Below are 19,314 nucleotides of genomic sequence, written 5' to 3'. Positions count from 1 at the left end.
ATCGCGGGACTTGCCCCAGCCTGTTCGGGTCCCAGGTCCGAGCGCCGCGATCAGCCCAGGTCGCGTCGGCGGCCGATCGAGGCGTGAGCCATCAGGCGGGTGGGGTGACGCAGGGCGTGGGCCATGTGCGGCCCGGCCACCAGGGCCAGCGCCCAGGCGGTCCCGCTGAAGACGATGGCGGCGATGCGGTCCCAGCGCGTGTGCATGGCGGCCTCCTTGCGATGCGCCTTCCGCTGTGCGCCCCGATCGTGGCGTAGGCGGGTTGGGACGGCGCCCGAATCTGGGCCTCGCCCGGAGCCGGTCGCGCGAGGCCTACCGTTCCTGGTCGGTCGAGCGCATCAGAATCTCGTTGATCATCACGTGCGGGGGCCTGGAGACGGCGTAGAGGATCGCGTCGGCGACGTCCTCGGCGGTCAGCTGGCGCATGGCCTCGGCCGAGGTGTTCACGGCGGACTGCACGGCCGCGACGGCGATGTGGTCGCGCAACTCGGTGGCGGCCATGCCGGGGGAGATCACGGTCACCCGGATGTTGTCCTTGTGGACCTCCTTGCGCAGCGACTCGGAGAAGCCGGCCACGCCGAACTTGGTGGCGGAATAGGCCGCGGCCATCGGGTTGGCGACATGGGCGGCGGTCGAGGCGATGTTGACGATGTGGCCGTCCTTGCGAGCGGTCATGCCGGGCAGGGCGGCCTGGGTGGCGGCGATCAGGCCCAGCAGGTTGAGCTCCAGCATCGACCGCCAGCGGGCGAGGTCGGCGGTGGCCACCGGCTCCAGGTACATGACCCCGGCGTTGTTGATCAGGATGTCGACCCGCCCGAAGGTCTCCTCGGTCTCACGGACCGCGCGCTGGGCCTGGGCCTCCTTGGTGAAGTCGGCGACGATCACCAGGGCCTCCCCACCGAGCGCCTCGATCCGGCCGGCCAGGTCGCGCAGGCGATCCTCGCGACGGGCGGCCAGGGCCACCTTGGCGCCGGCCTTGGCCAAGCCCACGGCCACGGCCTCGCCAAAGCCCGACGACGCGCCGGTGACCAGGGCCACGCGGCCGCTCAAATCCTTGCTCATGGGATGCTCCTCGTCGGCGCCGGAAACGCCCGCCGAGGATATAGGCGCTCGAGCCCCGTCGGCGCCAGGGCGCGGTCAGCCGAACTTGTAGCCGCACAGCTTGTTGCCATCCAGGTCGCGGAAATAGGCGAAATAGGCGCCGGGCATCCGCTCGCCGGGCGCGCCCTCGCAGGTCCCGCCCAGTTCGATGGCCTTGGCGTGGAAGGCGTCGACCGCCTCGCGGCTCTCGAAATCGAAGCCGCCCATCGTGCCGTTGCCGACGCAGGCCGGCTCGCCGTCATAGGGTCCCAGCACGCCGAACAGGCCTGTGCCCTTGCCCCGATAGAGCCGTCCGCCCGAGGGGTGCTCGTAGACGCCGGTCATGCCGATCGTGCCGAGCAGGGCGTCGTAGAACGCCTTGGCCGCCTCCAGCCTGTTGGACCCCACCGTCATGTAGCTGACCCTGGCCATGCGCGTCGCCTCCCGTTTTTTTATGCAACGGAGGCTAGCACGGGCGGCGATGCCTGCAAGAGGCCCCTTTGTTCCGGGATTCGCGCGCAAGTCGTCGCAGGAACCGGAAGTTGCTTGCGCAACAAGGTTTCTATGTTCTGAATAGCGGTACCAAACCCTGGGGAGGGGGATATGAAACTCAAGGCTTTCGGCGCACCGCGCCAATGGTGGCAGAGCAATCCGGAGCTCGGTATCGCGACCGGCTGGGCGGTGATCTGCGGTGGACTCTGGCTGGTGGTGCGGATCCTCGGGGTGGCCTGAGGCTGTCGCGCGGAAAACCCCTGAGACGGGGTTCCGCAAAAGGTCGCGCAGAGACAAAACCGGTGCAAGCCGCGTGCAGCCACGCGGCGCGGCGGCTCTAGCGACGCGCGTTCATCTTGAAACGTGGGATCAGCACGCAACGGGCCTGGCCGTTTAGGATCGCCACGCGGGCCGCATAGCGCGACGGCGGCGCGAAATAGGAACGGCGGCCGCCGGTCTCGACGCCCAGGAAGACGGGCCCCGTGAACTGGCAGACGGGATAAGGGCCGCCGCTTCCGGGTTCGCCCGGCCGTCGGGTGCACATCATGTGACCGACCCGATATTCGAAACTCGCCCCCTCGTACCGCGTGACCTGGGCCGTGCCCCAGGCCCGCTGGTAGCGGGTTTGGTCCAGGGGCGGGCAAGGGGGACCGCGAAGGCTCCAGAACGCGGCCTCGTCCGCCGACGCGTTTTTCTGGGCGAGATAGATCGCGGCGCAGATCCCGACCGACGCTGCGATCACCACCCACCCGCCGAGGCTCATGCCGCTGTCGAGGATGTTTCGACCGCCTCGCTGTCTGGCCATGAAAATCCGCCCCTCTGACGTCGCCAGTGGGCAGGATCGCTGGAAGGCCGTCAATCCTGGATGGCGGACAGACCGGAACCGCACAGCAAAACGGGCGCCGCGGCGCCCGTTTCCATAATCAGCGAACCCTCGAAGCCCCTACACCCGCAGCGGCATCAGCACGTACTTCACGCCCGGGTCGGTGGGGTCGACCACCAGGGTGGGCGAGGCCGGGTCGGCGAAGCGGAACTCGGCGATCGGGCCGCCGATCTGGCCGCAGACGTCTAGCAGGTAGCGCGCGTTGAAGCCGATCTCGAAGGCCTCGCCGTCGTAGTCGACCTCGACCTCCTCGACAGCTTGGCCGGCCTCCATGTTGCGGACCGTCAGGGTGATGCGGCCGGGCTCGACCGCCAGCTTCACCGAGCGGCTCTTCTCGGCCGAGATGGTGGCCACCCGGTCGACCGCCTTGGCGAACAGGTCGTTGTCCAGGGTCAGGATCTTGGCGTTGTCGCGCGGGATCACGCGCAGATAGTCCGGGAAGGCGCCGTCGATGACCTTGGAGGTCAGGGCCGCACGGCCGAACTCGAAGCGGACCTTCTGGGCCGAGACCTGCAGGTCGACCTGCTCGCCGGCCGATTCCATCAGGCGGCGGGCCTCCTGGATGGTCTTGCGCGGCACGATGATGCCCGGCAGGCCGGCCGCGCCCTCGGGGGCGTCCATCTCGGCCAGGGCCAGGCGGTGGCCGTCGGTGGCCACGGCGCGCAGCTTCGTCACGCCGCCGTCGTTGACGGTGTGGAGGTACAAGCCGTTCAGGTAATAGCGGGTCTCTTCGGTCGAGATCGCGAAGCGGGTCTTGTCGATCAGCCGGATCAGCTCGTTGGTGTCGACCGAGATGCGGCCCGACAGGCCGTCGCTGCTCATCACCGGGAAGTCGCCGGCCGGCAGGACCGGCAGGTTGAAGCGCGAACGGCCGGCCTGGATCACCAGGCGGGGATCGTCGCCGCTGAAGCTGAGCGAGACGTCCGAGCCGTCGGGCAGCTTGCGGACGATTTCATACAGGGTGTGGGCCGGGGCGGTGATCTGGCCGGGCACGTCGATCTGGGCCAGGCCCTCGTCGATGATCTCCATGTCCAGGTCGGTGGCCGAGAACGACAGGGTGTCGCGATCGGCCGACAGCAGGATGTTCGACAGGATCGGGATGGTGTTGCGGCGTTCCACGACGCTCTGCACGTGACCCAGCGCCTTCAGCAGCGCCGCCCGCTCGATGGTAAGCTTCATATCTCGGTCCAGGTCCCAGGGCCGCCGCCGACAGAGAGAATCCCCCGCAGCCCCGCAATGAATGGACTTGCGACATTAGCGTAATCGCGCCGCTGGGGAAGAGGGGGCGCGCGACGGGGTGCGGCGAAATGCGCGCCCCGTCGCGCAAGGCGCCTTGCCCATGCTCCGTCGACGGTCAGGTCGGTGCGTGGTCCTCGTCCTTAGACAGGCTCAGGATGAGGACCATGGGCGAGCCTCGGCCCTAGAAAACCTCATCCTGAGCCTGTCGAAGGACGAGGTTTTCGCTTCCGAAGCCGAACGTGATCCGACCTAGACGACAGCCGCGCGCTCGGTCCTCGTCGGCAGGGTCCAGCCCGGGCGGATGAAGTGGCAGGTGTAGCCGTTGGGGATGCGCTCCAGATAGTCCTGGTGCTCGGGCTCGGCCTCCCAGAACGGGCCGGCGGGCGCGACCTCGGTCACCACCTTGCCCGGCCACAGGCCCGAGGCGTCGACGTCGGCGATGGTGTCCTCGGCCACGCGCTTCTGCTCGTCGCTCAGATAGAAGATCGCCGAGCGGTAGCTGGTCCCGATGTCGTTGCCCTGGCGGTTCAGGGTGGTCGGGTCGTGGATCTGGAAGAAGAACTCCAGGATCCGGCGATAGCTGATCACGGCGGGATCAAAGACGATCTCGATCGCCTCGGCGTGGGTCCCGTGGTTGCGATAGGTGGCGTTGGGCACGTCGCCGCCGGAATAGCCGACGCGGGTCTTCAGCACGCCCGGATAGCGGCGCAGCAGATCCTGGACGCCCCAGAAGCAGCCGCCGGCGAGAATCGCGGTCTCGGTGGTCATGGGAGTCGGCCTTTCGTCAGGGCAATGGGCGAGGCTACATGTTGGGCCTGTCCGGCGCGCGCGCAAGCGGCGCGTCCCGTTGCCGAGAGGTCATCCGTGAAGCCCGCCGCCGTCCTGTTCGTCTGCCTGGGAAACATCTGCCGCTCGCCCCTCGCCGAGGCGGCTTTCCGGCAGGAAGCCGCGCGACGCGGCCTGGAGGTCGAGATCGATTCGGCCGGCACCGGGTCCTGGCACGTGGGCCATCCGCCCGACCGCCGCGCCCAGGCGGTGGCGCGGCGGCAGGGGATCGACATTTCCGGCTATCGCGGGCGGCAGGTCACGCCCGACGACTTCCGCCGTTTCAGCCACATCGTCGCGCTGGACCGCGCCAACCTGGCGGACCTGAAAGCCCTGCGGCCGGCCGATGCGACGGGCGAACTGCTGCTATTGCTGGATGTCGTCGAGGGCCGCCAGGGCAAGTCCGTGGCCGATCCCTATTATGGCGAGGACGCCGACTTCGACGTGACCTGGGCCGACGCCGTGGCGGGGGCCAGGGGGTTGGCGGATCGGATCGAGGGAGAGGGCTAGAGCGCTTTTTTCTTCTTCAGCTCGTCTTCCCGGGCCTTGTGCCCGGGATCCCTCTGTCCGCCGTAGGTGCAGCGGTGGCGGTTCGCCAGCGAACCGCTTGCGTCTCACGGTTCAGCTGAACCAGGGGTCCCGGGCACAAGGCCCGGGATGACGGTTCGAGAAAGGGAAACGGCTCAAGCCTTGGTGTCGAACGCCTCGCCCGAGGTGTCGCCCGTCGCGGCGTAGGGGTTGGCCGCGCCGGCGGTCGGTTCGGCCGGGGCGTCAGGGCCCTTCGAGCCCTTGGCGGCCACGGCGACCATGGCCGGGCGGACCAGGCGACCCATCAGCTCGTAGCCGGCCTGCAGCACCTGGATGACGCCGCCGGCCGAGACCTCGTCCGAGGGCTGTTCCATCACCGCCTGGTGCAGGTGGGGATCGAACTTCTCGCCCTTGGCCGGATCGATTTTCTTGAGGCCGTTGCGCTCGAAGGCGCCCAGCAGCTCCTTCTCGGTCATCTCGACGCCGATGATGAAGTTGGTCACCGCCGCGTCCTGCGAGTCGCGCGGGCTGTGGGCCGTGGCGCGCGACAGGTTGTCGGCCACGCCCAGCAGGTCGCGGGCGAACTTCTGGATCGCATAGGCGCGGGCGTCGTTCATCTCGCGCTCGGCCCGGCGCTTGGTGTTCTCCGCGTCGGCCGCGTAGCGCAGGGCCTGATCCTTCAGCGCCGCCACTTCCAGCTTCAGCGCCTCGATCTCCTGCGACGCGTCTTCCCACGAAGCCTGGTCGGTATCGAAAGCCACGTCTTCGGCCGGCGTCTGTTCGTCGGTCATCTCGTCCTCTATCCGTCCATCATCCGGCCAAGCACGCGGGCGGTATAGTCCACCAGCGGGATCACCCGGGCATAGTTTAACCGGGTGGGGCCGATCACGCCGATCGCCCCCAGCACCTTCTGTCGGCCCGACATATAGGGCGCCGCGATCAGGGAGGAACCCGAAAGCGAAAAGAGTCGCGTTTCGGCCCCGATGAAAATGCGCACGCCCTCGGCGGTCCGCACGTCGTCCAGCAGGCCGATCAACTGGCCCTTCTGCTCCAGGTCGTCGAACAGCCGCCGCACGCGCTCCAGGTCCTCCCGGGCGCTGGCGTCGGCCAGCAGGTTGGCGCGGCCGCGGACGATCAGGGCGCGGTCGGCGTCATCACCGCCGCTCCAGGCGGCCAGGCCGTCCTCGACCAAACGCGCCGCCGCGGCGTCCAGTTCACGCCGGGCCGTGTCCAGCTCGGCCGCCATCTCGGCCTTGGTCTCGTTCAGCGTACGGCCACGCAGGCGGGCGTTGAGGAAGTTGGAGGCCTCCTGCAGGGCCGCGGGCGTGACGCCGGCGGCGCGCTTCATCAGCCGGTTCTCGACCGTGCCGTCGTCGAACACCATGATCGCCAGGGCCTGGTCGGCGCCCAGGGCCACGAACTCCACGTGCTTGACCCCGCCCTCACGGACCGGCGCCACCACCACCCCCGCACCGCCGGCCAGGCCGGACAGGATGGCGCTGGCCTCGCCCATCGCCTCCTCGAACGAGCGGCCATGGGCGAACAGCCGCGCCTCGATGGTCCGCCGCTCGTCCTCGCCGATGTCGCCCACCTCCAGCAGGCCGTCGACGAACATCCGCAGGCCGGCATGGGTGGGGATCCGGCCGGCGCTGGTGTGGGGGGCGTCCAGCAGGCCCAAGTGGGCCAGGTCCTGCATGGTGTTGCGGATCGAGGCCGGCGACAGGGCCACGCCGCCCCGTGAAAGGGTCCGCGAGCCGACCGGCTCGCCGGTGTCGAGATAGGATTCGACCACGCGCCGGAAGATGTCGCGGGCCCGGGCGTCCAGGTCGGTGAGACTGGGAGTCTGAGCGGAAAAACCCGAAAAAAGCTGTGTCATCTAGCCTTCGAACGCGCCCCAGCGGGCTCCCCAGGTTCCGACGGGATTGGACGACCCCGTCGAAGTTAGGATAAGCGGCCCCATCCTATCACGCAAAGCCCCGGAGTTGTTCCATGCGTCCGTCCGAACGCGCCCCCGACCAAACGCGCGAAGTCACGCTGGAGACCGGCGTCAACCGCTATGCCGAGGGCTCGTGCCTGGTCAGCTTCGGCCATACCAAGGTGCTGGTCACCGCCACGGTCGAGGAAAGCGTCCCGGGCTGGATGCGCAACAAGGGCGCCGGCTGGGTCACGGCCGAGTACGGCATGCTGCCCCGGGCCACGCATACGCGCGGTCGCCGTGAAGCCGCGCAAGGCAAGCAGAGCGGCCGCACCCAGGAAATCCAGCGCCTGATCGGCCGCTCCCTGCGCGCCGTGGTCGACATGAAGGCCCTGGGCGAGCGCCAGATCAGCCTGGACTGCGACGTCATCCAGGCCGACGGCGGCACCCGCACCGCCGCCATCACCGGCGCCTGGGTGGCCCTGCGCATCGCGGTCAACTACCTGATCGAGGAAGGCGTGCTGAAGACCGACCCGATCCTGGGCCAGGTGGCGGCTGTCTCGTGCGGCGTGTTCAAGGACACCCCGGTGCTGGACCTCGACTACGAGGAAGACAGTCAGGCCGAGGCCGACAGCAACTTCGTGCTGACCAACGCCGGCGACATCGTCGAGATCCAGGCCACAGGCGAGAAGCGCGGCTTCACGCGGGCGGAGTTCGAGGGCCTGTTCGCCCTGGCCGAGAAGGGGATCGGGGAGCTGTTCATCAAGCAGCGGGAAGCGGTGTCGGCGGCGAAGTAGGGCCCGGGAAGCCCCCTTACCATCGTCATCCCGGGCCTTGTGCCCGGGACCCCTCTATCCGCCGCAAGGGCAGGAGGGTGGCGCGCTGGCGCGCCATTTCGCTTCACCGTCGGCTGAACCAGGGGTTCCGGGCACCAGGCCCGGAATGACGGTTGAAAGGAAGTGCGAGGAGGAGAAAGTCTCAGTCCTCCTCGTGAACCTCGCCCGGCCCCGGTTCGTACGTCATCAGGTCCCCCGGCTGGCAGTCCAGTTCGCGGCACAGGGCGTCCAGGGTGGTGAAGCGCACGGCGCGGGCCTTGCCGGTCTTGAGGATCGACAGGTTGGCGATGGTCACGCCGACCCGGTCCGACAGTTCGGTCAGCGACATCCGTCGCTCCAGCAGGATGCGGTCCAGTTGCACGCGGATGGCCATGGGGTTCTTTCGTCTCCGCGTCGTCAGATTGTCAGTTCGGCTTCCCGGCGAAGGCGCGCGCCCTCGCGGAAGACCTCGGCCAGGACGAACACCACCAGGACCGGGAACCAGGCGCTGAGGCTGAACGAGCCGTCGACGATCTTGGTGTCCGGCGCCAGCCACTTGGCCAGGGCGGCGAAGATGTAGTGGCCGATCTCCAGGGCGGCCAGGACCAGGCCCACCACCCTCAGGCGGCGGACATTGTCCGGATGGAACGGATCGCCGGCCGTCAGGGTGGAGAACACCCGCCGCAGGCGCTCGACGATCACCATCCAGCCGCCCGACAGCAGGGCCCAGGCCCCCAGGGCGCCGGCGAACAGCGGCCCCTTGCTGATCAGCTCGTCGATCGCGCTGCCGATATGCAGTTTGGCGGTGATCAGTTCGGGATTGAAGCTGAGCAGCAGCACCGCGACCGTGAAGATCGCCAGCAGGCTGACCCAGACCCACAGGCCCACATAGATCACGTCCAGGATGATCTTCAGGAAACTCGATACCGAGCCAGGCCCCAAGGCGCGCATCCGCTCTTCCCCTCACGCAGAAACGCCGACCATGCCCCGGCGGATCGGGACCGGTCAAAGGCGGGCTGGACGCCGGGTCAGAACGTCTTGATCGCGAAGGTCACGGCGGCGAGCGGCAGACCGGCGATCAGCGTCAGCGTGGCCATGCGGGTGGCGACGGCGTCGACGATGCGGATCAGTCTGGCGGCGGACATGGCGGGCCTTCGGGTCGGGTGCGGGACCGCGCCGGCATGGCGTGTCTCCCAGGTTCCGAAGATAGGGGGCGATTCCGCCAGCGCCAATGTTGCTTATCGATAAACGATATTAAACTTTAGCAATGATCGCGCTCACCGAACGGATTATGCGAGGTGTGGCGCCGTGGCCACCATCGCGCTCCGGCGACTGGCGGTTTCGTACCAGGCGGCGAGGTTCGGCCGGCCTTGGCGCCAGTCCATCACCTGCCGGCCATCCAGGTAGGCCAACTGGGCGGCGACCGCGATCTCGCCGATCTCGAAGCGGTCGCTGGGCGGCGTCCGGCGCTCCAGCAGGTCCAGGGCGGCCACCAGCACCGCGCCCTGGCGGTCGAACAGGTCCTGGCGGTGCGGACCCTCGCGCAGGCGCTCGCGGACGATGGCCACGGCGGCGTCGCCCATGCCGTCGGCCATGGCCTGGACGGTCAGGGCGGCCCAGCGGTCCGGACCGGCGGCGGGCGTCAGGGACCGGCCGGCCAGGTGCTCCAGGTATTCGCAGATCACCGGCGAGTCGAAGATCGGCGGGCCGTCGTCCAGGATCAGCACCGGGATCTTCGACAGCGGATTGATCGCCCGCACGCTCTCGTCGGTGAAGGGACTGGCGAGGGTCAGCGCCAGCCGCTCGGCCAGGCCCAGTTCGAAAGCGATCACGCGAACCTTGCGGGCGAAGGGCGACATGGGGGAGTAGAGAAGCTGCATGGTCTTGCCCTGGAAAGGAGTCGCGCGATGACGCTGAAGCTGGAAACTGGAACGAAGCTTGTCGCCGCCACGCACAACCCTGGCAAGGCCAAGGAACTGGCGGCCCTGCTGGACGGCCGGTTCGAGGTGCTGGCGGCCGGGGCCCTGGGCCTGCCCGAGCCGGACGAGACCGAGACGACCTTCGTCGGCAACGCCCTGCTCAAGGCCCGCCACGCCGCCGACCTGTCGGGCCAGATCGCCCTGGCCGACGATTCGGGCCTGTCGGTCGCGGCCCTGGATGGCGCGCCGGGCATCTATTCGGCCCGCTGGGCAGGCCCCGGCAAGGACTTCGCTTCGGCCATGGACAAGGTCGCCGAGCGGGTGGAGGAGACCGGCTCGCAGGATCGCTCCGCCTGGTTCACCTGCGCCCTGGCCGTGGCCTGGCCGAACGGCGGGCCGGCGGTGGTGGTGCAGGGCGAGGTCCACGGGACCCTGACCTTCCCGCCGCGCGGCGACCGGGGCTTCGGCTACGACCCGATCTTCATCCCCGCCGGCTTCGACCAGACCTTCGGCGAGCTGGAGCCGGCCGCCAAGGACGCCATGAGCCACCGGGCCGTGGCGTTCGAAAAGCTGAAGGCGGCGCTGTTTGAGTGACACCCCGCAGCGCGCTGGGCCGCCGCTGGGCGTCTACGTCCACTGGCCCTACTGCGCCAGGATCTGTCCCTATTGCGATTTCAACGTCGTCCGCGACCGCGGCAGGACCGACGAGCAGGCGGCCCTGGCCGACGCCATCGTCACCGACCTGACGGCCCAGCGCGCCCTGACCGGTCCGCGGACCCTGCTGTCGATCTTCTTCGGCGGCGGCACGCCCTCGCTGATGGACCCCGCCCAGGTGGCCCGGGTGATCGAGGCGGCCAAGGCGCTGTGGACGCCGGCCGGCGACCTGGAGATCAGCCTCGAGGCCAATCCCACCGACGCCGAGACCGACCGCTTCGACGCCCTGGCGGCGGCGGGGGTGGCGCGGCTGTCGCTGGGGGTCCAGGCCCTGGACGACAGGGCCCTGGCCCTGCTGGGCCGCAACCACGACGCCGGCTCGGCCCGGCGGGCGATCGCCGTGGCGGCCCGGGCCTTCCCGCGCCTGTCGGCCGACCTGATCTACGCCCGGCCCGGCCAGACCGTCGAGGCCTGGACCCGGGAGCTTTCCGAACTGCTGGCCCTGGGCCCCGAGCACGTCTCGCCCTACCAGCTGACCATCGAGGCCGGCACCGCCTTCGATCGGGCAGTGGGGCGCGGCAAGCTGGTCGTTCCCGACGAGGATCTGGCCGCTGCTCTGTTCGAGACCACCCAAGCGGTGCTGGAGGCGGCTGGCTTCGACGCCTACGAGGTCTCCAACCACGCCCGGGGCGAGGCGGCCCGCTCGCGCCACAACCTCGTCTACTGGCGCGGCCACGACTATGTCGGCGTCGGGCCCGGCGCCCACGGCCGCCTGACCCTCGCCGACGGAAAGCTGGCCACCACCGCCCGGCGCGGGATCGCCGACTACATCCAGGCGGTCGCCGAAACCGGCGTCGGCTTCGAGCGCGAGACCCTCACCGCCCTGGAGGCCGCCGAGGAACGCCTGCTGCTGGGCCTACGCATCGACGACGGGGTGAGCTTCGCCGAGATCGCCGCCCTGGGCCTGTCGCCGGACACGCCGAAGGTGAAATCTCTGGTGGAGTCGGGCCTTCTGGCCGATGATCCCCTGCGCCTGCGCGCCACCCGATCCGGACGTCTGGTGCTGGACCGGCTGACAGGAACGCTCGCGACCTGATAACCCTTGTGCGCGCGCCGCTTCGTGGCCGCTCAGTCCGCGTCGGCCAGTCCTGTGTCGCCAGCCTCGTGTTGAAAGTCCGCCCTTGAGCCGCCAGCTTGCCCCGCCCGTTCTGTCCGATGCGCCGCTGGCGCCCGGGCTCTACCTCGTGGCGACGCCGATCGGGAACCTGCGCGACATCACCCTGCGAGCGCTCGATGTCCTGGCCGGCTGTGACGTCCTGCTGGCCGAGGACACCCGGGTGTCGGGCAAGCTGTTGGCCGCCTACGCCATCTCCAAGCGGCTGCAGCGCTATGACGAGCATGTCGCCGACCGCGAGACGCCGCGCATCCTGGAACGGCTTGAAGCGGGCGAGCGGATCGCCCTGGTCTCCGACGCCGGCACGCCCATGGTCTCCGACCCCGGCCTGCGCCTGGCCCAGGCGGCGATCGCGGCCGGTCTGCCGGTGTTCCCGATCCCCGGCGCCTCGGCGGCCCTGGCCGCCCTGACCCTGGCCGGCCTGCCCACCGACCGCTTCCTGTTCGCCGGCTTCCCGCCGACCAAGACCGCCGCGCGCCGGACGTTCTTCGAGGAGCTGGCCAACGTCCGCGCCACCCTGATCTTCTACGAGGGCGCCTCGCGGGTGGCCGACAGCCTCGCCGACATGGCCGCCGTGTTCGGCCCACGGCCCGGCGCGGTGGCCCGCGAACTGACCAAACTCTACGAGACGTGTGTCCGCGGTCCGCTCGACGAATTGGCCGCCGACCCGCGGTTCGAGGCGCCCAAGGGCGAGATCGTCATCCTGGTCGGGCCGGGCGAGGACGAGGTCGCCTCGGCCGACGACGCCGAGGCCGCCCTGCGCGAGGCCATGACCCGCCTGCCGCTGGGCGAGGCGGCCTCCGAAGTGGCCAAGGCCCTGGGCCTGTCGCGCAAGGACCTCTACCGCCAGGCCCTGGCCATGAAGGCGGCCGGATGAGCGCCGTCCGGCCCGCCCGTCCGGAACGGCAGGCCCAGAGACAGGCCCGGGGCGCGGCCGCGCGGCTGTCGGGACGTCGCGCCGAGGTGGTCGCGGCCCTGTGGCTGATGGCCAAGGGCTATCGTATCCTCGGTTTCCGCCTGGCCACGCCGCTGGGCGAGATCGACCTCTTGGCGCAACGCGGCGGCGTGCTGGCCGTTGTGGAGGTCAAGAGCAGGACCAGTCTGGAGGCGGCGCTGGAAGCGGTGACCTACGAGCAGCGGGCCCGCCTGCGCCGCGCCGGCGCGCACATCGCCGCGCACCGCGCCGGCCTGCGCGGCGCCGTGGTCCGGCTTGACCTGATCGCCCTCGCGCCCGGCCGCCGCCCGCGTCACGTCGTCAACGCGTGGATGGGTGATCAATGACGCGCGAAGAGGCCGAAGCCCTGCTGACCCAGGCCGGCGAGCGGTCGGACAAGGCCTTTCCGCTGTTCGAGGCGGCCCTGGCCTGCGCCGTGCACGACGACCCCGACCGCGACCTCGCCCCCGTGCTGGACATGGCCAAGGCCTCGATCGACCGGCTGACCCAGCGGCTGAAGGACGAGTCGCCGGAAGAGGCCCTGGCCGAGACCATGGCTGGCGACCTGCGGTTGTCGGGCGACCTGATCACCTACGACCATCCCGACAACGCCGACGTGGTCGCCGTCGCCGAACGCCGCAAGGGCCTGCCCGTCACCCTGGGGGTGTTTTACCTGCACGCCGGACGGGCCTGCGGCCTGGACCTGCACGGCGTCGATTTCCCGGGCCACTTCCTGCTGCGCATCGAGACCGAGGAAGGCCCCCTGGCGCTCGACCCGTTCAGCGAGGGCCGGGTGGTGCTGCCGTCCGAGCTGTCGCGGCGGGCCCTGCGCACCGGCCTGATGCCCGACGTCGCCGCCAAGCTGGACGTGCTGATGAGCCCGATCCCGGACCGGGCCGTGTTGATCCGCCTGCAGAACAACATCTTCGCCCGCGCCCAGCAGGCCCGCGACTGGGCCAGGGCCGAGCGCTCGGCCCTGCGCCGCGCCCTGCTGGACCCCACCGACCACCATCCCTGGCTGGACGTCGCCGCCGCCCGCGAGGGCCAGGGCGCCCTGGCCGGCGCCCTGCAGGCCCTGTCCCGCGCCCAAGTCCTGGACGGCGGCGCGACCATCGCCGCGCGGGCGGCGCGGGAACGGATGCGGCTGCGCCTGAACTAGCGAGCGGACTAGGGACAGGCGCATGTGCATGTTCCCCGACCCGCGCGGAAAGCGGACTTCGCGAATTTCAGCCAAGGGTGGTTGCGGACTCTTCGTGAAAGCGCTGCTATCCAGAAGGGATGGATGGCAGAACCGATTTTATGCGGCGCTGGAGGCGCACGCAGCTCACTGCGGCGATCTTCGCGAGCTGCGTTTTTGTGGCTGCGCTATTCGAGCCCAAGTTGCTCATACCGATCTGGGTGATCGGGCTACCGGTCGTCGGATTTTTGATGTGGCAGCTGCGCTGCTGGCAATGTCGCGAGCGGCTTTTGGCGAACGGCGGAAGCGAAATTGCTTGGCGCAAGGACGGCTTTTGGAATTGGAAGCCTTGTCTCCACAAGCGGTGCGGGGCGCCGCTCCTCTGACTCCCGGAACTTCCAACTAGGGTGGGAAGCGTAAGTAAGGCAGGGCATGGTTCACGAATGAAGATCGTGGACACCTTTGAGATAACCGGTCGCGGTTTGGCGGTCGCGATCGACGAGATCACAAACTTGCCTGTTGGCGCTGAACTTGCGGCGACGATTACACGCTCAGACGGCGTCACATTCACAGCAATCGCATACAAGGAGTGGCTGCTCCGGCGTCAGCCTGTCGTCCAGGAGACAGAGGCGTTCTTGCTGCGCGGGGTATCCAAGTTGGACGCGCCCATTGGCAGCGAGATCGAAATTACGACTCCGCCGAAGCAGTAGGAGACCGCCCTTCAAAGGTCCGCAACGGGTCATGACCGGACGGAAGCTTGGCGCTGGAAATCGGACGCCGGATCGCGGGCGGGCAAGATCGCGGTCTTGGCCTGCCCGTACACCTGTCTCGGACGCGCCTCGACCGAGAAGTCACCCCTCGCATTCGCCCGCCCGCCGCCTTAACTAGGCAGTCGCCGGGCGGGAGCTTGTACGCTCGGCCCAAGCCACACCGGAGTCGTCATGTCGCTGAGAGTCGCCGTCCAGATGGATCCCGTGCTGGGGATCAACATCGAAACCGACACCACCTTCCTGATGATGTGGGAAGCCCAGCAGCGCGGCCACCGGCTGTGGTTCTACACCCCCGACAAGCTGTCGATGGAGGACGGCCGGGTGTTCGCCCGCGCCCAGCCGCTGACCCTGACCAAGACCCAGGGCGCCCATGCGCAGCTGGGCGAGACCGTGATCCTGGACATGAAGGACGACGTCGACGTGGTGCTGATGCGCCAGGATCCGCCGTTCGACATGGCCTACATCACCGCCACCCACTTCCTGGAGAAGGTCCATCCGCACACCCTGGTGGTCAACAATCCGGCCGAGGTGCGCAACGCCCCGGAGAAGCTGTTCGTCACTGACTTCCCCGGCGTCCAGCCGCCGACCCTGATCACCAGCGACCACCAGGCGATCTACGACTTCCGCGCCCGGCACGGCGACATCGTGCTCAAGCCGCTCTACGGCGGCGGCGGGTCGGGCGTGGCGCGGCTGCTGGCCGACGACCCCAACCTGGACGCCCTGCTGGAACTTCACGCCATGATCGGCCGCGAGCAGGTGATCGCCCAGAAGTTCGTCCCGGCCGTCAGCAAGGGCGACAAGCGCATCCTGCTGGTGCACGGCGAGCCGGTCGGCGCGGTCAACCGCGTGCCGGCCGCCGGCCAGGTGCGGTCCAACCTCCGCGTCGGCGGCCGGGCCGAGGCGGTGGAGCTGACCCCGCGCGACCTCGAGCTCTGCGCGATCATCGGCCCGGAACTGAAGAAGCGCGGCCTGCTGTTCGTCGGCATCGACGTGATCGGAGAATACCTGACCGAGATCAACGTCACCTCGCCGACCGGCGCCCAGCAGCTCAAGCGGTTCGGCGGCGCCGACGCCGCCGCGATCCTCTGGGATCGGATCGCCGAACTGAGCTCCACCTGAGGATTAGGAACGTCGTATAGACGACTGAATCGTCACACTTTCCTGAAACGTTCGTTTTTCGTTCTTGCTCCGCTCCAACGGCCATGATTGGCTTGTGGATAAAACGGTGGGCAACGGGACGGGAAAGCCAATGGCGGCAAGGGTCGTGACGGTTGCGTTCGAAGGCGTCGAGGCGCGCCGGGTCGACGTCGAGGTGCAGCTGACGGGCGGCGCCCAGGTCATGGTGATCGTCGGCCTGGGCGACAAGGCCGTGGCCGAGAGCAAGGAGCGGGTGCGCGGCGCGTTCGCCGGCCTGGGCCTGGCCCTGCCGCCCAAGCGCATCGTCGCCAACCTAGCCCCCGCCGACCTCCCGAAAGAGGGCTCGCACTACGACCTGCCGATCGCCCTGGCGGTGATGGCGGCCATGGGCGTGATCCCGATCGACGCCCTGGACGGCTGGGCGGCGATGGGTGAACTGTCCTTGGACGGACGGATCGCGGCCTGCGCCGGGGCCCTGCCGGCGGCCATGGCGGCCGGGGCCATGGACCTCGGCCTGATCTGCCCCGAGGCCTGCGGGCCGGAGGCGGCCTGGGCGGGCGGCACGCGGATCCTGGCGCCGCGCTCGCTGGTGGCGCTGATCAACCACTTCCGGGGCGGCCAGCTGCTGTCGGCCCCGTCGCCGGGCCCGGTGATCGAGGGCGAGGCGGCCAAGGACCTGCGCGACGTCAAGGGCCAGGAGCACGCCAAGCGGGCGCTGGAGATCGCCGCCGCCGGTTCGCACAACCTGCTGTTCTGCGGACCGCCCGGCTCGGGCAAGTCGATGCTGGCCCAGCGCCTGCCCGGACTGCTGCCGCCCCTGAGCTCGCACGAGCTGCTGGAGACCTCGATGGTCCATTCGGTGGCGGGGCTGATCGCCAAGGGCACCCTGACCCGGGCCCGGCCCTACCGCGCCCCGCACCACAGCGCTTCGATGGCCGCCCTGACCGGCGGGGGGCTGAAGGCCAAGCCGGGGGAGGTGTCGCTGGCCCACAACGGCGTGCTGTTCCTGATGAACTGCCCGAATTCGGCGTCCAGGCCCTGGATAGCCTGCGGGGCCCGCTGGAAACCGGCGAGGTGATGGTGGCGCGGGCCAACGCCCATGTCCGCTATCCGGCCCGGGTGCAGCTGGTGGCGGCGATGAACCCCTGCCGCTGCGGCCACGGCGGGGCCGGGCGCGGGGCGTGCGGCAAGGCCCCGCGCTGCCTGCGCGACTACCAGGGCCGGGTCAGCGGGCCGCTGATGGACCGCATCGACCTGGCCGTCGACATGCCCGCCGTCACCGCCGCGGACCTGGCCCTGCCGCCGCCGTCCGAGGGCACGGCCGAGGCCGCCGCCCGGGTCGCCCGGGCCCGGCGGCTGCAGCTGGAGCGGGCCGAGGCGATCCCGAACGCGCCGATGGGCGCCGAGGCGCTGAACGGCCGGGCCGAGGGGCGCTATCTGGAGCGGATCGCCGACCTGGACGAGGCCGGACGCGGCCTGCTGGCCCGGGCCGCAGAGGCCGGCCAGATCAGCGCCCGCGGCTGGACCCGCGTGCTGCGCCTGGCCCGCACCATCGCCGACCTGGAGGGCGCGGCCGGCGTGCGCCGCGTGCACGTGGCCGAGGCCCTGGCCCACCGGCGCACCAGCGCCCTGGGCGCGGCGGCGGGCGAGGGGGTGGTCTAGGACTTACCGCGGCGCCCGCTTGGCCAGGATCCGCTGCAGGGTCCGCCGGTGCATGTTCAGCCGCCGGGCGGTCTCCGACACGTTGTGGCCGCACATCTCGTAGACCCGCTGGATGTGCTCCCAGCGTACGCGGTCGGCGCTCATCGGGTTTTCCGGCGGGGCCGGGGCGGCGTCCTTGGCGGCCAGCAGGGCGCGGGCCACGTCGTCGGCGTCGGCCGGCTTGGACAGGTAGTCGATCACCCCGGCCTTCACGGCCGCGACGGCGGTGGCGATGTTGCCGTAGCCGGTCAGCATGATGACCTTGGCGTCCGGCCGCACGTCGCGCACGGCCTCGACCACCTTCAGCCCCGTGCCGTCCTCCAGCCGCATGTCGAGCACGGCGTGGGCCGGCGCCTGATTTCGCAGGGCGCTCATCGCCTCGGCGACCGAGGCGCAGAGCGTCACCGCGAACCCGCGCTGTTCCAGCGCGCGACCCAGCCGCGTCCGCAAGGGCGCGTCGTCGTCGAGAAGCAGCAGGGACTTGTCGGGCAGGGCCGCGACCATTTCACCGATATCCGCCATGAACTTCAGCGCCTCCCAACGCCGACACTCAACCAGGCCACGAGCGAGCCATCTTGTTGCCCAATTCGCGAGTGTCGCAAGTGTTTCATTACAGCTCGCTCGCTCCGATGATCGCCGGCGCCTCCAGCGCCGACCTCGGCCAGCGCGCGGCGACCACCGCGCCGCCGCGCCGTCCGTTCTTGAAATCCACGCTCGCCCCGGTTCGTTCCAGCAGCGTCTTGGCGATGAAGAAGCCCAGGCCCATGCCGATGTGGCCGGTCCGCGAGCCCTCGGCCCCCGGACGGGACGTCACATAGGGCTCGCCCAGCTTGGCCAGGATCTCGGGCGAGAAGCCCGGCCCGTCGTCACGCACCTCGATCACCACCGCCCGGGCGTCGAAGCGGGCCACGACGATGACCTCGGCCCGAGCGAAATCGACGGCGTTCTCGACGATGGTCGTCAGGGCGTGGAGGATCTCGGCGCGCCGCCAGATGTCGGGGGCCGAATCGCCCGGCGGGCCGTTGACCACCGCCTCGACCCGGATGCCGTGGATCATGTGCGGCTCGATCACCTCGTGCACCAGCTGGGTGAGGCTGATGCGCTCGTGCACGGCGTCCTTGGCCTCGGGCATCTCGGTCAGCCGGGCCAGGATCTCGCGGCAGCGCGCGGCCTGGCCGATCATCAGCTCGGCGTCCTCGCGGGTCTGCTCGTCCGGGGCGTTGCGGACCATCTCGCGGGCCACGACCGAGATGGTGGCCAGGGGCGTGCCCAGCTCGTGGGCGGCCGCGGCGGCCAGGGCGCCCAGGGCCGAGAGCCGCTGCTCGCGGGCCAGCACCGTCTCGGTGACGTTCAGCGCCAGCTCCATCCGCGCCGATTCGGTCGCCGCCTGCCAGGCGTAGGCCCCGGTCAGGGCGATGCCCAGGATCCGCGCCAGCACGATGGTCATCAGGGTCAGGCCGCCGGGCGTGGGTCCCGGCCCCGCCGACGGCGGGTAGGGCACGGGCAGGAAGAAGAAGGTCAGCACCAGGCAGGCGGCCACCGCCAGGGCCCCGATCGGCACGGCGAACCGGGCCGGCAGGGTGGCGGCCGCCAGGGTGACGGGGGCGATCAGCAGCAGGGAGAACGGATTGACGATCCCGCCGGTCAGGTAAAGCATCCCCGCCAGCTGCAGGGTGTCGAAGGCGATCTGGGCCGTGGCCTCGCCCTCGCGGGCCATCCGCTGGCCGCCGAACGCCAGGCCGATCAGCACGTTCAGCCAGGCCGACAGGGCGATCAGGGAAAAGCACAGGGCGAAGGGCACCTTCAGGTCCAGGACCAGGCCGGCGACCAGGACGGCGGTGGTCTGGCCGATCACCATCAGCCAGCGCTGGGTGATCAGGGTGCGAACCCTCAGGCGTCCACGACGCAGTCCTGGCCCCGCCCAGGACCAGTCCTCGTCTTGCGCCGCCTCGACGTCAGGCCTATCGAGCCCCGACCGAGGCGAACTATGCGGCGCATTCTTGAGAGACGCGTCTGCCATGTCGCACCATAAGGCCAGAAATTCTCGTCTGGCGAGAGCGAAAGGTTCAAG

General features: G+C 69.9%; 24 protein-coding genes and 1 pseudogene. 12 read left to right on the top strand and 13 right to left on the bottom strand.

Annotation, left to right across the window (positions count from 1 at the left end):
- Window positions 1–50: 50 nt before the first annotated feature.
- From G3M57_RS24535 to G3M57_RS24525, 3 genes are all read right to left on the bottom strand, one after another.
- A complete protein-coding gene (locus G3M57_RS24535) occupies window positions 51–206 on the bottom strand; it encodes a hypothetical protein (protein WP_163233380.1) in 156 nt (51 codons plus the stop codon).
- A gap of 106 nt (window positions 207–312) precedes the next feature.
- Window positions 313–1,062, bottom strand: a complete 750-nt coding sequence (locus G3M57_RS24530) for an SDR family NAD(P)-dependent oxidoreductase (protein ID WP_163233379.1) — start codon at window positions 1,060–1,062, stop codon at window positions 313–315.
- Between the two features lie 75 nt (window positions 1,063–1,137).
- Window positions 1,138–1,512, bottom strand: a complete 375-nt coding sequence (locus G3M57_RS24525) for a VOC family protein (protein ID WP_056755871.1) — start codon at window positions 1,510–1,512, stop codon at window positions 1,138–1,140.
- A gap of 171 nt (window positions 1,513–1,683) precedes the next feature.
- On the opposite strand from G3M57_RS24525, the gene G3M57_RS27790 reads away from it, so the two are divergent.
- Entirely contained in the window at window positions 1,684–1,812 is a 129-nt protein-coding gene (locus tag G3M57_RS27790) for a hypothetical protein (RefSeq protein WP_255355511.1), read from the top strand.
- 97 nt (window positions 1,813–1,909) lie between these two features.
- Here the strand turns inward: G3M57_RS27790 and G3M57_RS24520 are convergent, their stop codons facing one another.
- The 3 genes from G3M57_RS24520 to msrA form a co-directional block, all read right to left on the bottom strand.
- The gene (locus G3M57_RS24520) at window positions 1,910–2,377 is read right to left on the bottom strand and encodes a hypothetical protein (RefSeq protein WP_056755876.1); all 468 of its coding nucleotides are present in this window, start codon (window positions 2,375–2,377) and stop codon (window positions 1,910–1,912) included.
- A 138-nt stretch (window positions 2,378–2,515) separates the two neighbouring features.
- Entirely contained in the window at window positions 2,516–3,634 is a 1,119-nt protein-coding gene (dnaN, locus tag G3M57_RS24515) for a DNA polymerase III subunit beta (protein WP_028040494.1), read from the bottom strand.
- Window positions 3,635–3,943: 309 nt separating this feature from the next.
- A complete protein-coding gene (msrA, locus tag G3M57_RS24510) occupies window positions 3,944–4,462 on the bottom strand; it encodes a peptide-methionine (S)-S-oxide reductase MsrA (RefSeq protein WP_163233378.1) in 519 nt (172 codons plus the stop codon).
- A 96-nt stretch (window positions 4,463–4,558) separates the two neighbouring features.
- Between msrA and G3M57_RS24505 the strand changes: the two genes are divergently transcribed.
- Window positions 4,559–5,029 carry a low molecular weight protein-tyrosine-phosphatase gene (locus G3M57_RS24505; RefSeq protein WP_056755881.1) on the top strand — a complete coding sequence of 157 codons (471 nt, stop codon included), beginning with the start codon at window positions 4,559–4,561 and terminating at the stop codon, window positions 5,027–5,029.
- Between the two features lie 173 nt (window positions 5,030–5,202).
- Here G3M57_RS24505 and grpE read toward each other — a convergent pair whose 3' ends face one another.
- Together grpE and hrcA are read right to left on the bottom strand one after the other, a co-directional pair.
- The gene (gene grpE / locus G3M57_RS24500) at window positions 5,203–5,838 is read right to left on the bottom strand and encodes a nucleotide exchange factor GrpE (RefSeq protein WP_056755884.1); all 636 of its coding nucleotides are present in this window, start codon (window positions 5,836–5,838) and stop codon (window positions 5,203–5,205) included.
- Between the two features lie 8 nt (window positions 5,839–5,846).
- Window positions 5,847–6,923, bottom strand: coding sequence for a heat-inducible transcriptional repressor HrcA (gene hrcA / locus G3M57_RS24495; RefSeq protein WP_056755887.1), 1,077 nt, complete (start codon window positions 6,921–6,923; stop codon window positions 5,847–5,849).
- A 113-nt stretch (window positions 6,924–7,036) separates the two neighbouring features.
- Here hrcA and rph point away from each other — a divergent pair, with 113 nt between their 5' ends.
- Window positions 7,037–7,759, top strand: a complete 723-nt coding sequence (gene rph / locus G3M57_RS24490; RefSeq protein WP_163233376.1) for a ribonuclease PH — start codon at window positions 7,037–7,039, stop codon at window positions 7,757–7,759.
- 181 nt (window positions 7,760–7,940) lie between these two features.
- Here rph and G3M57_RS24485 read toward each other — a convergent pair whose 3' ends face one another.
- The 3 genes from G3M57_RS24485 to G3M57_RS24475 form a co-directional block, all read right to left on the bottom strand.
- Window positions 7,941–8,171: a helix-turn-helix domain-containing protein gene (locus G3M57_RS24485; RefSeq protein WP_028040500.1), complete on the bottom strand. Its 231-nt coding sequence runs from the start codon at window positions 8,169–8,171 to the stop codon at window positions 7,941–7,943.
- Window positions 8,172–8,194: 23 nt separating this feature from the next.
- Window positions 8,195–8,728 (bottom strand): DUF2975 domain-containing protein, encoded by a 534-nt coding sequence (locus G3M57_RS24480; RefSeq protein WP_056755893.1) that lies wholly within the window; start codon window positions 8,726–8,728, stop codon window positions 8,195–8,197.
- A 338-nt stretch (window positions 8,729–9,066) separates the two neighbouring features.
- Complete coding sequence (locus tag G3M57_RS24475; protein WP_163233375.1) at window positions 9,067–9,657, bottom strand: glutathione S-transferase N-terminal domain-containing protein; 591 nt, start codon at window positions 9,655–9,657, stop codon at window positions 9,067–9,069.
- A gap of 27 nt (window positions 9,658–9,684) precedes the next feature.
- On the opposite strand from G3M57_RS24475, the gene rdgB reads away from it, so the two are divergent.
- From rdgB to G3M57_RS28030, 9 genes and pseudogenes are all read left to right on the top strand, one after another.
- Window positions 9,685–10,290 carry an RdgB/HAM1 family non-canonical purine NTP pyrophosphatase gene (gene rdgB / locus G3M57_RS24470; protein ID WP_056755900.1) on the top strand — a complete coding sequence of 202 codons (606 nt, stop codon included), beginning with the start codon at window positions 9,685–9,687 and terminating at the stop codon, window positions 10,288–10,290.
- A gap of 25 nt (window positions 10,291–10,315) precedes the next feature.
- Complete coding sequence (gene hemW, locus G3M57_RS24465; protein WP_163233851.1) at window positions 10,316–11,446, top strand: radical SAM family heme chaperone HemW; 1,131 nt, start codon at window positions 10,316–10,318, stop codon at window positions 11,444–11,446.
- An 85-nt stretch (window positions 11,447–11,531) separates the two neighbouring features.
- On the top strand, window positions 11,532–12,401 hold the full coding sequence (rsmI, locus tag G3M57_RS24460; protein WP_163233374.1) for a 16S rRNA (cytidine(1402)-2'-O)-methyltransferase: 870 nt from the start codon (window positions 11,532–11,534) through the stop codon (window positions 12,399–12,401).
- The gene (locus G3M57_RS24455) at window positions 12,398–12,805 is read left to right on the top strand and encodes a YraN family protein (protein WP_163233373.1); all 408 of its coding nucleotides are present in this window, start codon (window positions 12,398–12,400) and stop codon (window positions 12,803–12,805) included. The genes rsmI and G3M57_RS24455 overlap by 4 nt, the downstream gene beginning before the upstream one ends.
- Window positions 12,802–13,617, top strand: coding sequence for a SirB1 family protein (locus G3M57_RS24450; protein ID WP_057185370.1), 816 nt, complete (start codon window positions 12,802–12,804; stop codon window positions 13,615–13,617). Before G3M57_RS24455 ends, G3M57_RS24450 begins: the two co-directional genes overlap by 4 nt.
- Before the next feature lie 461 nt (window positions 13,618–14,078).
- Window positions 14,079–14,345, top strand: coding sequence for a hypothetical protein (locus G3M57_RS24445; RefSeq protein ID WP_163233372.1), 267 nt, complete (start codon window positions 14,079–14,081; stop codon window positions 14,343–14,345).
- A gap of 231 nt (window positions 14,346–14,576) precedes the next feature.
- A complete protein-coding gene (gene gshB / locus G3M57_RS24440; protein ID WP_056755918.1) occupies window positions 14,577–15,524 on the top strand; it encodes a glutathione synthase in 948 nt (315 codons plus the stop codon).
- A gap of 130 nt (window positions 15,525–15,654) precedes the next feature.
- Window positions 15,655–16,772: pseudogene (locus tag G3M57_RS24435) on the top strand (YifB family Mg chelatase-like AAA ATPase); the annotation flags it as partial.
- A 9-nt stretch (window positions 16,773–16,781) separates the two neighbouring features.
- On the top strand, window positions 16,782–17,204 hold the full coding sequence (locus G3M57_RS28030) for a magnesium chelatase subunit ChlI family protein (RefSeq protein ID WP_373287675.1): 423 nt from the start codon (window positions 16,782–16,784) through the stop codon (window positions 17,202–17,204).
- Window positions 17,205–17,207: 3 nt separating this feature from the next.
- Here the strand turns inward: G3M57_RS28030 and spdR are convergent, their stop codons facing one another.
- Both spdR and G3M57_RS24425 read right to left on the bottom strand, forming a co-directional pair.
- Window positions 17,208–17,765, bottom strand: coding sequence for a stationary phase response regulator transcription factor SpdR (spdR, locus tag G3M57_RS24430; RefSeq protein WP_056755943.1), 558 nt, complete (start codon window positions 17,763–17,765; stop codon window positions 17,208–17,210).
- An 88-nt stretch (window positions 17,766–17,853) separates the two neighbouring features.
- Entirely contained in the window at window positions 17,854–19,263 is a 1,410-nt protein-coding gene (locus G3M57_RS24425) for an ActS/PrrB/RegB family redox-sensitive histidine kinase (RefSeq protein WP_163233371.1), read from the bottom strand.
- Window positions 19,264–19,314 lie beyond the last annotated feature (51 nt).

Origin of the sequence: Caulobacter rhizosphaerae, assembly GCF_010977555.1 — a bacterium.
GTDB lineage: Bacteria > Pseudomonadota > Alphaproteobacteria > Caulobacterales > Caulobacteraceae > Caulobacter > Caulobacter rhizosphaerae.
The sequence above is the reverse complement of the archived record's forward strand: the minus strand, read 5'-3'. Positions and strand labels throughout refer to the sequence as shown.